This window comes from Streptomyces sp. NPDC047917, assembly GCF_043204345.1.
Taxonomy (GTDB): Bacteria; Actinomycetota; Actinomycetes; order Streptomycetales; family Streptomycetaceae; genus Streptomyces; species Streptomyces sanglieri.
Window position 1 is genome coordinate 398019 of sequence record NZ_JBIDCA010000009.1, and the last position, 12323, is coordinate 410341.

General features: G+C 69.4%; 15 protein-coding genes. 5 read left to right on the forward strand and 10 right to left on the reverse strand.

Going from position 1 to position 12323, the window contains the following annotated elements:
• Positions 1-17: 17 nt before the first annotated feature.
• Positions 18-965 (forward strand): MaoC family dehydratase, encoded by a 948-nt coding sequence (locus tag ACGF8B_RS23815; protein WP_392741886.1) that lies wholly within the window; start codon positions 18-20, stop codon positions 963-965.
• Here ACGF8B_RS23815 and ACGF8B_RS23820 read toward each other — a convergent pair.
• From ACGF8B_RS23820 to ACGF8B_RS23845, 6 genes are all read right to left on the reverse strand, one after another.
• Positions 907-1548 carry a TetR/AcrR family transcriptional regulator gene (locus ACGF8B_RS23820; RefSeq protein ID WP_259930164.1) on the reverse strand — a complete coding sequence of 214 codons (642 nt, stop codon included), beginning with the start codon at positions 1546-1548 and terminating at the stop codon, positions 907-909. The two genes, ACGF8B_RS23815 and ACGF8B_RS23820, sit on opposite strands and share 59 nt — an antisense overlap.
• Positions 1549-1710: 162 nt before the next feature.
• A complete protein-coding gene (locus ACGF8B_RS23825; protein WP_392741889.1) occupies positions 1711-3057 on the reverse strand; it encodes a dicarboxylate/amino acid:cation symporter in 1347 nt (448 codons plus the stop codon).
• Positions 3058-3488: 431 nt separating this feature from the next.
• Positions 3489-3785, reverse strand: a complete 297-nt coding sequence (locus tag ACGF8B_RS23830) for a DUF4229 domain-containing protein (RefSeq protein WP_392741892.1) — start codon at positions 3783-3785, stop codon at positions 3489-3491.
• Between the two features lie 135 nt (positions 3786-3920).
• Positions 3921-4457, reverse strand: coding sequence for a GNAT family N-acetyltransferase (locus ACGF8B_RS23835; RefSeq protein ID WP_392741895.1), 537 nt, complete (start codon positions 4455-4457; stop codon positions 3921-3923).
• Between the two features lie 112 nt (positions 4458-4569).
• Positions 4570-5733 carry an aminofutalosine synthase MqnE gene (gene mqnE, locus ACGF8B_RS23840; RefSeq protein WP_266915188.1) on the reverse strand — a complete coding sequence of 388 codons (1164 nt, stop codon included), beginning with the start codon at positions 5731-5733 and terminating at the stop codon, positions 4570-4572.
• Positions 5734-5827: 94 nt separating this feature from the next.
• Positions 5828-6283 (reverse strand): Lrp/AsnC family transcriptional regulator, encoded by a 456-nt coding sequence (locus tag ACGF8B_RS23845; protein WP_093540069.1) that lies wholly within the window; start codon positions 6281-6283, stop codon positions 5828-5830.
• A 132-nt stretch (positions 6284-6415) separates the two neighbouring features.
• Here ACGF8B_RS23845 and ACGF8B_RS23850 point away from each other — a divergent pair, with 132 nt between their 5' ends.
• Positions 6416-6550, forward strand: coding sequence for a hypothetical protein (locus ACGF8B_RS23850; protein ID WP_256260259.1), 135 nt, complete (start codon positions 6416-6418; stop codon positions 6548-6550).
• 8 nt (positions 6551-6558) lie between these two features.
• On the opposite strand, the gene ACGF8B_RS23855 is transcribed toward ACGF8B_RS23850, so the two are convergent.
• Positions 6559-7251: a UbiX family flavin prenyltransferase gene (locus ACGF8B_RS23855; RefSeq protein WP_392741901.1), complete on the reverse strand. Its 693-nt coding sequence runs from the start codon at positions 7249-7251 to the stop codon at positions 6559-6561.
• 110 nt (positions 7252-7361) lie between these two features.
• Between ACGF8B_RS23855 and ACGF8B_RS23860 the strand changes: the two genes are divergently transcribed.
• Positions 7362-7997, forward strand: a complete 636-nt coding sequence (locus ACGF8B_RS23860; protein ID WP_392741904.1) for a rhomboid family intramembrane serine protease — start codon at positions 7362-7364, stop codon at positions 7995-7997.
• Positions 7998-8024: 27 nt separating this feature from the next.
• On the opposite strand, the gene ACGF8B_RS23865 is transcribed toward ACGF8B_RS23860, so the two are convergent.
• The 3 genes from ACGF8B_RS23865 to ACGF8B_RS23875 form a co-directional block, all read right to left on the reverse strand.
• Positions 8025-8690, reverse strand: coding sequence for a DUF4232 domain-containing protein (locus tag ACGF8B_RS23865; protein WP_392742043.1), 666 nt, complete (start codon positions 8688-8690; stop codon positions 8025-8027).
• 175 nt (positions 8691-8865) lie between these two features.
• Positions 8866-9783 (reverse strand): menaquinone biosynthesis prenyltransferase MqnP, encoded by a 918-nt coding sequence (gene mqnP / locus ACGF8B_RS23870; protein ID WP_392741907.1) that lies wholly within the window; start codon positions 9781-9783, stop codon positions 8866-8868.
• Complete coding sequence (locus ACGF8B_RS23875) at positions 9780-11237, reverse strand: menaquinone biosynthesis decarboxylase (protein ID WP_392741910.1); 1458 nt, start codon at positions 11235-11237, stop codon at positions 9780-9782. The genes mqnP and ACGF8B_RS23875 overlap by 4 nt, the downstream gene beginning before the upstream one ends.
• A gap of 189 nt (positions 11238-11426) precedes the next feature.
• Here ACGF8B_RS23875 and ACGF8B_RS23880 point away from each other — a divergent pair, with 189 nt between their 5' ends.
• Together ACGF8B_RS23880 and ACGF8B_RS23885 are read left to right on the forward strand one after the other, a co-directional pair.
• Positions 11427-11822, forward strand: coding sequence for a PLD nuclease N-terminal domain-containing protein (locus ACGF8B_RS23880; protein WP_392741913.1), 396 nt, complete (start codon positions 11427-11429; stop codon positions 11820-11822).
• 12 nt (positions 11823-11834) lie between these two features.
• Entirely contained in the window at positions 11835-12278 is a 444-nt protein-coding gene (locus ACGF8B_RS23885) for a nucleoside deaminase (RefSeq protein ID WP_385200282.1), read from the forward strand.
• Positions 12279-12323: the final 45 nt, after the last annotated feature.

Consider the following 12323-nt stretch of genomic DNA (forward strand, 5'->3'; position numbering starts at 1 on the left):
CCCCGGGATGTGAACCCATGCCGAATCTGAACGTGTCACTCGCGCGGGCGGCCGTCACGTCCCCGTTCAAGAGGGCCGGCCGCCCGGGGGCCACCCTGCCCGCCGAACGGTCCGTGCGGCCGGCCGCACCGATCGCCGCCGCCCCGCTCTCCTCGTACCGCCGGATCTGCGGCTTCGCCGAGTCGGACACCCTGCCGCTCACCTACCCGCACGTGCTGGGCTTCCCGCTCGCCATGCGGCTGATGACCGCCCGGAGGTTCCCGCTCCCGGTCGTCGGCCTCGTCCACACCTGGATCGAGATCAACCGGCACCGCCCCCTGCGGCCCGCTGACCTGCTCGAACTCACGGTGTACGCAGATGGGTTGGCGCCTCACCGGCGCGGCACCGAAGTCACGATGGTCACCGAGGCGCGGCTGGCGGGCGAGCTGGTCTGGGAGTCCCGCAGCGGCTACCTCTCCCGGCACCCGACGGTCACGACCACCCCTGCGGCCCCGGCCACCACCGCACGGGACACCACCGACGCCACGCGGGACGCCACCACCGCACGGGACACCACCGCCACCGCGACGGGCACCACCCCCGCCACAAGGGACACGACCCCACTCCCGGAACTTCCCGCCGTCGCCGAGTGGCGGCTGCCCGGCGATCTGGGACGGCGGTACGGCGCCGCCTCCGGCGACCGGAACCCCATCCACCTCCATCCGCTCACCGCCCGGCTCTTCGGCTTCCCCCGGGCCATCGCCCACGGCATGTGGACCGTCGCCCGCTGCCTGGCCGAGACACCGGACCCCGACGAAGTCCACGCCGTGCGGGCCGACTTCAGGGCCCCCGTCCTGCTGCCCGCCACCGTCACCTACGCGGCGGACGCCACCGGCTTCCAGTTGCGCTCCGCCGGCCGCCTCCACCTCACCGGCCGGATCCTCCGCGCGCCGGACCCGGCGGCTGCCAGGGACGGCCGTTCATGAGGTTCTCCAGCCCCGCCCAGGAGAAGTTCATCAGGGTGGCCGCGGCCTCCTTCGCCGAGACGCCCGGGGTCTCGTTCGCCCACCCGGCGAGCGACTCCGCGGCCCCCACGAGCGCCTGCGCGAGCCCCGACACATCGCGGTCGGGGAGCGCCGGGTCGTGGTGCGCCTCGCGCGCCGCGGCGCCGATCAGCTCCGTCACGAAAGCAACGATCTCGTCCCGCATCGCCGTCACCTCGTCGGCGAACGGCTCCCCGTGCGTACGCGCCTGGCGGTGCAGCACCGCCCAGCCGTCCGGGTGCTCCGCCGTGTGCGTGAAGAACGCCCGCAGCCCGGACCACAGCTGCCGGTCGGCCGGCAGCCCCGGCTCCGCCCCTGCCCGCACCGCTTCGACCAGCGCTTTCGCCTCCCGCCTGATGCAGGCGGTGAAGAGCTCTTCCTTGGAGTTGAGATACAGATAGACCAGCGGCTTGGACACCCCCGCCAGCTCGGCGATCTCGTCCATCGAGGCGGCCCGGTAGCCACGCTGCCCGAAGGTCTGCACGGCGGCGTCCATCATCTGCTGCTCGCGCACGGCCCGCGGCATCCGTTTGCTCTTCACAGCACCCACGTCGACTTCCTCCCACCCCCGTGTGCCACTCCCCGGTAAGGGTACGGCGCGGGCCTCCACCCCGTAGTACGCAGGAGCGCCCCCGGTCCTGCCGCGAGGCGGACCGGGGGCGCTCCTGTGTGCCGTGTCTGTGCGTGGTTACGCGGCGACCGCCACCTTCTGCGGCTCGCTCGCGCGCACCTCGTCGCCGTCGACCGGGGAGGACGTGGCCGAGTTGTACGCGTCGTGGTCGAGGATCTTCTCGCGGGCCGCGACGATCACCGGGACCAGCGCCTGGCCCGCCACGTTGGTGGCCGTGCGCATCATGTCCAGGATCGGGTCGATGGCCATGAGCAGGCCGACACCCTCCAGCGGGAGGCCCAGCGTCGACAGGGTGAGGGTCAGCATGACCGTCGCGCCGGTGAGACCGGCGGTGGCCGCCGAACCGATCACCGAGACGAACGCGATCAGGACGTAGTCACCGACACCCAGCTGGACGTCGAAGATCTGCGCGATGAAGATCGCCGCCAGCGCCGGGTAGATCGCGGCGCAGCCGTCCATCTTGGTGGTGGCGCCGAACGGGACGGAGAAGGAGGCGTACTCCTTCGGGACGCCGAGCCGCTCGGTGACCTTCTGCGTGACCGGCATGGTGCCGACCGAGGAGCGGGAGACGAAGGCCAGCTGGATCGCCGGCCAGGCGCCCTTGAAGAACTGCACCGGGCTGAGCTTGGCGACGGTGGCGAGCAGCAGCGGGTACACACCGAACAGCACCAGGGCGCAGCCGATGTAGACGTCGGCGGTGAAGGTCGCGTACTTGCCGATCAGGTCCCAGCCGTAGTCGGCGATCGCGTAGCCGATGAGGCCGACGGTGCCGATGGGGGCGAGGCGGATGACCCACCACAGGGCCTTCTGGAGGAGCTCCAGGACGGACTCGCTGAGGGTGAGGATCGGCTGGGCCTTCTCGCCGAGCTGGAGCGCCGCGATGCCGGCGACGGCCGCCATGAAGACGATCTGGAGCACGTTCAGCTCGGTGAACGGGGTGATCACGTTGTCCGGGATGATGCCGGTCAGGAAGTCGAGCCAGGAGCCCGCGTGCTCCGGCAGCTTGCCGTCCTTCGGCGTGAGGCCCGTTCCGGAGCCCGGGTTGGTGATCAGGCCGATCGTGAGGCCGATGGCGACCGCGATCAGCGAGGTGATCATGAACCAGAGCAGGGTGCGGGTGGCCAGCCGGGCGGCGTTGTTGACCTTGCGGAGGTTGGTGATCGACACCAGGATCGCGAAGAAGACGAGGGGCGCGACGGCCAGCTTCAGCAGCTGGATGAAGATGTGGCCGACCTTGTCGAGCGTGGTGTAGAGCCAGGCGATGTCGTACGTACGCGTGATCCAGCCGAGTACGACACCGAGGACGAGGCCGGCGACTATCTGGGCCCAGAACGGGACCTTGGGTATACGGAAACCGGAGCCGGACGGACTGCCGGCAGCGGTGGACGCGGGGTTCGCGGACACGGACACACTCCAGATGTGACGCATCGGGGCGCACGGGGACGACTGTGCGGGGGACGGGGGGTGCGGCGCCCGCGTCAGGGGCGGCGCCGCTGCATGGTGCCGGTTCAGACGTTGCGGCAACAGACCGCGGACATACAGCGGCAGAGATCGACATGCAGGCGCTCCACGAGCGGGACGCTCGCGGCGAATCGATGGCGCACTGCTGTCTTCACGTCGAACACGTTAACACTTGAACTTTGAGAACCTCAAAGGCCTTCTTTGACCCCGGCCGCCCGCCGCTGCCGCCGCCACCGCGCCCCGACCCCCCGCGGGAACGACAAAACCCCAGTGCAGGAGCGAACGCTCCGGCGCTGGGGTTTCGAACGGAAACAGTGCGGGTGTGAGGAAGCTTACGTAGCCCCTACGGAACGCTCACGTCCCCGCCGTCACGGTCAGGAAGTGACGTGGTCCTCGCGGGTCCGGTTCGCCTCCAGGCGCTCCTTGGCGCGGTCGACCTTGGACACGATCTGCTCGGACATCTCGTCGCGCTGCTTGCGCAGCAGCACGTAGCTCAGCGGCGCGGACAGGACCAGGGCGAGCAGGATCACCCAGACGAGATTCGAGCCGTTCGACCCGGAGGGCAGCAGACCGAAGTGCACGGCCACGGCGGCGATGGCGAAGCAGCCGACGAAGATACTGAGGCGCATCGCGGTGTACCGAATTGTCGCGCTCGGCTTGGCAGCGGACACAGTTGGCCTCTCTCTCAACGTATGACGGTCCTTCGATCCTGCCCGACCAGTGAAGCATGCCCCGGAATCGATCAGTTCGCAGGGCTCCGCCAAAGGGGCACGCGGGCTCCCGGAGCCCTGGGACCGTCCGGCGGATCAGGGTCGGACAGGCCCGAGCGACAGCAGCATGATGATGTCGTCGCGGTCGTCCCCGTCGGCCACCCGGATCGCGTCCGGCACCCGTCCGACCTCCTTGTATCCGCAGGAGGCGTAGAACCGGTCGACGCCGGTGCCGCCGCGGCAGCTGAGCCGGACGGACTCGATCCCGTCCATCCCCCGGGCCGCCCGCTCCGCGGCGTCCATCAGATCGCGCCCGTAGCCCTTGCCCTGGTGACGGGGGTGGACCATCACCGTGTAGAGCCAGAGCCAGTGGCGCATCAGCCGGTGGGTGTTGAGGGCGAGGAAGACCGTGGCGGCGACGGCACCGTCCTCGTCGCGGCCGATCAGCAGGCGGGTGCGCCCCTCGGCCATGGCGTCCAGATGCTTGTCCAGCTCGGGCCGGATGTCGTCGGCCGTGACGGGCGGCACGAAGCCGACCGCGCCGCCCGCTTCGGAGACTTCGGTCCACAGCTCGGTGATGCCGTCCCGCAGCGTGCCGTCGACCTCGGGGTCCAGCTCGAATGTAAGCGCCATAAGCGCAGACTAACCATTACCGAAGCGTCGCCCCAAACCCTGTCCAGAACGCGAGAAAGCCCCGGCCGACGGCCGGGGCTCCCGTACATCTGGACTGCTGGGGACTCGCGGGTCAGACGCGCATCGGCTGCGGCGACTCGCGCCGCCCCGCGTCCGGGCCCGGGTACTCGCGGAGGATCTCGTACCGGGTGTTGCGCTCGACCGGGCGGAAGCCCGCGTCGCGGATCAGGTCCAGCAGGTCCTCACGGCCGAGCTTGTTCGGCGTGCCGTAGTTGTCCGCGTCGTGCGTGATCTTGTACTCGACGACCGAGCCGTCCATGTCGTCCGCACCGTGCTGCAGCGCGAGCTGGGCGGTCTGCACCCCGTGCATCACCCAGAAGACCTTGACGTGCGGGACGTTGTCGAAGAGCAGCCGGGAGACCGCGAAGGTCTTCAGCGCCTCGGCACCGGTCGCCATCGTCGTGCGCGCCTGGAGCTTGTTGCGGACCTTGCCGTCCTTCATGTCCACGAAGTCGTGCTGGTAGCGCAGCGGGATGAAGACCTGGAAGCCGTTCGTCTCGTCCTGGAGCTCACGCAGCCGCAGCACGTGGTCGACGCGGTGCCGGGGCTCCTCGATGTGCCCGTACAGCATGGTCGCCGGGGTCTTGAGACCCTTCTCGTGCGCCAGGCGGTGGATCCGCGACCAGTCCTCCCAATGGGTGGCGTGGTCCACGATGTGCTGACGGACCTCCCAGTCGAAGATCTCCGCGCCGCCGCCGGTCAGCGACTCCAGTCCGGCCTCGATCAGCTCGTCCAGGATCTCGGAGGCGGAGAGCCCGGAGATGGTCTCGAAGTGGTGGATCTCGGTGGCGGTGAACGCCTTGAGGGAGACCTGCGGCAGGGCTTCCTTCAGGGCGGAGAGCGAGCGCGGGTAGTAGCGCCAGGGCAGCGTGGGGTGCAGCCCGTTGACGATGTGCAGCTCGGTGAGGTTCTCGCCCTCCATCGCCTTCGCGAGGCGGACGGCCTCCTCGATGCGCATGGTGTACGCGTCCTTCTCGCCCGGCTTGCGCTGGAACGAGCAGTACGCGCACGACGCGGTGCACACGTTCGTCATGTTGAGGTGCCGGTTGACGTTGAAGTGCACGACGTCACCGTTCAGCCGCGTCCGCACCTCGTGGGCGAGGCCGCCGAGCCAGGCCAGGTCGTCCGACTCGTAGAGGGCGATGCCGTCCTCACGGGTCAGCCGCTCTCCTGCGCGGACCTTCTCCTCCAGCTCGCGCTTGAGCCCGACGTCCATGCGGCTGCCTCCCAGTTGTCGACGTGCTGTGCGTTTCCCGGACGGTTGACACCGGGCGAAACCCCCGGTCCCCGGGGGCTCCACCACGTTACGCCTACGACTCCTCGGGAAGTTCCCCGACCCGGTTCTCCCACTTGGTGGAGAGCACGATCGTGGTCCGGGTGCGCGAGACACCCCGCGTGCCGCTGAGCCGGCGGATGGTCTTCTCCAGACCGTCCACGTCACCGACGCGCACCTTGAGCATGTACGAGTCGTCACCCGCGATGAACCAGGCGTCCTCGATCTCCGCCAGGTCCTTCAGCCGGCGCGCCACGTCCTCGTGATCGGCCGCGTCGGAGAGCGAGATCCCGATCAGGGCCGTGACCCCGAGCCCGAGGGAGGCGGCGTCGACGGTGGCGCGGTAGCCGGTGATGACACCGGCGGTTTCCAGCCGGTTGATGCGGTCGGTGACGCTGGGCCCGGAGAGCCCGACGAGCCGTCCCAGCTCGGCGTACGAGGCCCTGCCGTTCTCTCTGAGGGCCTGGATGAGCTGCCTGTCCACCGCGTCCATGTGACTGAAACCTTCCATTGTTCAGCAGTATCGCGAGTCTATGTGTAGAATCTAAGGCATGCAGGCTTCATCGCCTGCAAATCTTCCACAACATCCAAAAAATGCTTTCGAATCTTCAGGAGTGAAAACACCGTGTACACGATCGAGATGGCCTACGCCCGAATGCGCGAGCTGCAGGACCTGGCCAACCGCTCGCGTGCCCACCAGCCCGCCGCCGCGCACCGGGTCGACCGGACCCGTAAGCCGCGCGCCATGAAGAAGCGCTGACCAAAGGCTCAGCCACGGGAGTCGCGGGAGCCGCCACCGAGCTCCCCCTCCCACCGGCGGTACAGGTCGTGCGGCACCCCCGCCGCGTCCAGTACCCGCCCGGCGACGAAGTCCACCAGATCCTGGATGTGCGTCGCCCCCGCGTAGAACGCCGGAGAGGCGGGCAGCACCACGGCGCCCGCCTCGTCCAGGCTCACCAGATGCTTCAGCGTCTGACCGTTCAGCGGAGTCTCCCGCACCGCGACGACCAGCTTCCGCCGCTCCTTGAGCGTCACGCTCGCGGCCCGCTGGAGCAGATCCTTCGAGAGCCCGAGCGCCACTCCGGCCACACAGGCCGTCGAGGCCGGGACGATCAGCATCCCCTTCGCCGGGTACGAACCCGAGGACGGTCCCGCCGCGAGGTCACCGGCCGCCCAGTGCCGTACGTCGTCGACGTCCACATCAAAGGTGTGCGGCTTCCCGTCCGCCCCGCGCGCCAGCCAGCCGCGCAGGTCCTCCCGCCAGTGCGCGTCGCGGAAGGCGATCCCGGTCTCGTCCAGCAGGGTCAGCCGCGAGGCCCGGCTCACCACCAGGTCGACGCTCTCCCCGGCGGCCAGCAGGCCGCGCAGCACGGCAGCGGCGAAAGGGGTGCCCGAAGCGCCTGAAACCCCGACAATCCAAGGCTGTCGCTGGTGCTGACTTACTGAAGTCCCGGAATTCACATACCCGAGCCTATCCGGCGGTGCGAAACCGGAACCGAGTAAGGTGCCCCGGTCGTTCCAGGGTCGGGAGCAGGGGCGACCGGGAACATCAGGGGACACCAGGGGGCACGATGGCCGTGACGCCGGACCGATCCGCACCGGCATGGGGTACGGGCGGGCGTGCGAGGACCGCGGCCGGGCTGATGCTGGGCTGGGTGGCCTTCCTCTGGCTGCTCGAAATCGTCGACGCCTCGACCGGTCACTCGCTGGACGGCTTCGGGATAGAGCCCCGCCGGGCCGCCGAGCTGCTGGACGTGGTGCCCGCGTCGTTCATCCACTTCGGCTTCGGCCATGTCGCCTCCAACAGCGTGCCGCTGCTGGTCTTCGGCTTCCTCGCCGCGCTCAGCGGTGTCCGCAGATTCGCCGCCGTGGCCGCGATGATCATCGTGGTCGACGGGCTCGGCGTCTGGCTGGTCTCGCCGAGCGGCTCCAACACGGCGGGCGCGTCAGGACTGGTCTTCGGCCTCTTCGGCTATCTGCTGGTCCGGGGCTTCGTGGACCGCAGAATGCTCGACGTCGGCGCCGGACTGCTGATCGGCGCGATATGGGGCTCGTCGATCCTGGTGGGGATCTCCCCCGCCAACACCTCGGTCAGCTGGCAGGGGCACCTCTTCGGGCTGGCGGCGGGTGTGGCGGCGGCGTTCGTCTTCCGCCGCCCCGCGCGCGGCCGGAGCACGGCGACGCCCGTTCGGCCGCTCATACCGTAGAGCGCGGGCGGAGCCGGTGCGTCCGGGTCAGCCCTCGCCCTGGCCGGCGCTGCCCATCGGGCCGACCTTCACCTGGGAACCGGAACCGTCCGTGACGGGCAGCGACGCGGCACCCGGCCAGTCGAGGGTGACCGACTTCGTCTCGTCCGGCGGGGTCACCACCAGACCCGTGACCCGGACACCGGAACCACCCGAGTCGTTGACCGGGTAGCTGACACCGAAGTACACCGACTTCCCGTCCTTCAGCGTCATCGGCGTCGACTTCTCACCCGTACGCACCGCCGACAGCGACCCCGCACTCGTCTTCAGATCGACACCCGCGTACCCGGAGAGCAGACAGTCCCGGCCCCCGCCGTTCTTCAGCTCCACCGCCACCGTCCCCTCGGTGTCACCACCGACGGTGCTGTCCGACGCCGTGATCTCCAGCTCGTCGGTACGGCACTTGCCGACCTTGCTGCTCGCGTTCGCCCCGGTCCCGGCAGCCGTGCCCTTCCCGTCGGAGTCCTTCCCGCCACCCTGCTCCGAGCCACCCGAACCCGAATCGTCGGAACCCGAACCACCGTTCGTGGAAGCCGCGCCGGACGCCGCCGGCGGGGCACTCTGTCCCAGGTCGTCCTCGCCGTTCTGACAGGCCGTGAGCGAAAGACCTGCGGCAACGGCCAGGGCTGCGAAGGTGAGCTTGCGTACGCGCATCATTTCGTCCTCAGGATCGGTGGGAGGTGACAGTCGCTCGGTGCGGGTATGCACGAGCGGGCGTTCCTGATCACCTAGAGCCACCCGGCCGGGCAACACGTTCCGCCCGGCCGCTCCCTAATACAGCCCTAAGACATCCCTGTTACACACGCCGCCGGACACGCCCGGAACCGGCTCAGACCGTCAGGCCCCGCACCAGCAGATCCAGCAGCGCGCAGGCGAAGAGCGCGATCCCGATGAACCCGTTGACCGAGAAGAACGCCCGGTTCAGCCGGGACAGATCGTGCGGCCGCACCACCCGGTGCTCGTACACGAACGCGACGGCGACGATCACCATGCCGATCCAGTAGAAGAGCCCGGCCCCGGTGGCCAGCCCGAACCAGACCAGCAGCCCGGTCGTCACCGCGTGGCAGACCCGGGCGCCCCACAGCGCGGCCGGAATGCCGAACCGGGCCGGCACCGAACGCACCCCGTGCGCCCGGTCCGCCTGGACGTCCTGGCAGCCGAAGATCAGGTCGAAGCCACCGATCCAGATCCCGACCGCGAGACCGAGGATCACCGCCTCCCACGACCAGCTGCCGGTCACCGCCAGCCAGGCACCGATCGGCCCTATGGCCTGCGCGACACCGAGGATGGCGTGCGGGTAGTGGGTGAACCGCTTGCCGTACGGATAGACCACCATCGGCACGACGGCGACCGGCGCGAGCGCCAGGCAGAGCGGGTTCAGCAGCGCGGCCGCGCCGAGGAAGACGACGACGGCGGCGAGCGCCCCCGTCCACGCCGACTTCACCGAGACCGCCCCGGTGACCAGCTCCCGGCTCGCGGTGCGCGGGTTCCGGGCGTCGATCTCCCGGTCGATGATCCGGTTGCAGGCCATCGCGAAGGTCCGCAGCCCCACCATCGCGACGGTGACGAGCAGCAGTGTGACCCAGTGGATGGACCCGTCCGCCCGGAACATCGCGGTCAGGGCGGCGATGTACGCGAAGGGCAGCGCGAAGACCGAGTGCTCGATCATCACGAGCCGCAGGAACGCCTTGACCTTGCCGGTCGGATGTACGGGCCCTGAGCCCAGTGCTGCTTCGGCGGCGCTCACAGTCCGTATTCCTTCCACCGGCGGTCGACCTTCGCCGCCGTCTCGGGGTCGGACTCGACCATCTCCGGCCAGCCCCCGTCCCGGGTGTAGCCCTCCTCGGGCCACTTCCTCGTCGCGTCGATGCCCGCCTTGCCGCCCCAGAACTGCTGGTAGGAGGCGTGGTCGAGATGGTCGACCGGCCCTTCGGTGACGGTCAGGTCCCGCGCGTAGTCCGTGTTGCCGAGCGCCCGCCAGGCCACCTCGTGCAGATCGTGGACGTCGCAGTCGGAGTCCACGACCACGATCAGCTTGGTCAGCGACATCATGTGCGCGCCCCAGATCGCGCTCATCACCTTCTGGGCGTGCTTCGGGTACTTCTTGTCGATCGAGACGATCGCACAGTTGTGGAAGCCGCCCGCCTCGGGCAGGTGGTAGTCCACGATGTCCGGCACGATGATCTTGAGGAGCGGCAGGAAGAACCGCTCGGTGGCCCGCCCCAGCGGCCCGTCCTCGGTCGGCGGCCGGCCCACCACGATCGACTGGAGCAGTGGACGCTTCCGCATGGTCACGCAGTCGATGGTCAGCGCGGGGAACGGTTCCTGCGGCGTGTAGAAACCGGTGTGGTCGCCGAACGGGCCCTCGGGAAGCATCTCGCCGGGCTCCAGCCAGCCCTCGATGACGACCTCGGCCTGCGCCGGCACCTGGAGCGGCACGGTCTTGCAGTCGACCATCTCGATCCGCTTGCCCTGGATGAACCCGGCGAAGAGGTACTCGTCGATGTCCCCCGGCAGCGGCGCGGTGGAGGCGTACGTCACCGCGGGCGGGGCGCCGAACGCGATGGCGACCGGCAGCCGCTCGCCCCGCTTGGCGGCGACCTGGTAGTGGTTGCGGCTGTCCTTGTGGATCTGCCAGTGCATCCCGATGGTGCGCTTGTCGTGCCGCTGGAGCCGGTACAGCCCCAGGTTCCGCACACCGGTCTCCGGGTGCTTGGTGTGGGTGAGCCCCAGGTTGAAGAAGGAGCCGCCGTCCTCGGGCCAGGTGAAGAGCGCGGGCAGCCGGTCCAGATCCACGTCGTCGCCGGTGAGGACGACCTCCTGCACCGGGGCGCTCTCCTGCTTCACCTTCTTCGGCGGCACGTGCACCATCGAGCCGAGCTTCCCGAAGGCCTCCCGCACCCCGACGAAGCCGTGCGGCAGCTCCGGCTTGAGCAGCCCGCCGATCTTGTCGCTGATGTCTGCGTACGACTTCAGGCCGAGCGCCTTGAGCAGCCGTTTGTCGGTACCGAAGACGTTCATGGCCAGGGGCATCGAGGACCCCTTGACGTTCTCGAAGAGCAGCGCGGGGCCGCCCGCCTTGTTCACCCGGTCGACGATCTCGCCGACCTCCAGGTAGGGGTCGACCTCGGCCTTGATGCGCTTGAGCTCGCCCTCGCGCTCCAGGGCCCGGAGGAGGGAACGAAGATCGTCGTAAGCCATGCCGTCCAGTTTGTCATCACCGTCGCCGATCACCCCGGGGGCCCCACCCCGGCCGGCCGTGACCCGCGCGCCCCCGCACCCCGGCCGGTTCACCCCGCTCTCCGTGGTATGTCACGGCCACCGGATACCCTGGGCCCCAACCGGGGCGGGACAAGCCCCGCCAACTCTCCTCAGGGGGACCTTTCCATCATGTTCCGGGCCCTGATCTATCTCCTGCCTCTGGCGCTGACGATCTACGCGTTCATCGACTGCCTGAACACCCCCGAGGACGAGGCCAAGCACCTGCCGAAGATCGCCTGGGTCTTCATCATCCTGCTGTTCTGGATCGTCGGCCCGATCGTCTGGCTGGCCGCGGGCAAGATGCGCCACGCGCCCGCCGGGGGCCGTACGCCGTCCGAGTGGCACCGCAACCACCGTTCGCAGTGGGTGGCGCCGGACGACAATCCGGAGTTCCTGAACGCGCTGAAGGACGAGAACAAGAAGGACGAGTCGCTCCTCAAGGACTGGGAGGCCGACCTGCGCCGCCGCGAGGAGGAGCTGAAGCGCCGCGAGAACGGCGACAGCCCGAGCGCCTCCGGCGAGTAGCTCCCCACGACGATGGACGACACGACGATGCTCGCCACCGCCCTCGCCGAGGCCCGTACGGGTCTTGGCGAGGGCGGTGTTCCTGTTGGTGCCGCCTTGTACGGGGCGGACGGCACCCTGCTCGGCCGTGGTCGCAACCGCCGTGTCCAGGACGGCGATCCGTCGCTGCACGCGGAGACCGCCGCGTTCCGCGCCGCCGGGCGGCAGCGTTCGTACCGCGGTACGACGATGGTGACGACGCTCTCCCCGTGCTGGTACTGCAGCGGGCTCGTGCGGCAGTTCGGGATCTCGCGGGTGGTGATCGGCGAGGCGCGCACGTTCAGCGGCGGGCACGACTGGTTGGCCCGGCACGGGGTGGAGATCGTGCTGCTCGACGACGCCGAATGTGTCGCGCTCATGCGGGAGTTCGTGCGTGACCACCCCGACCTCTGGAACGAGGACATCGGCGCCGGCTGACGCCCGGCCGCGCCTGCCCACGGAACGTTCGAAAATCCCCTCCAC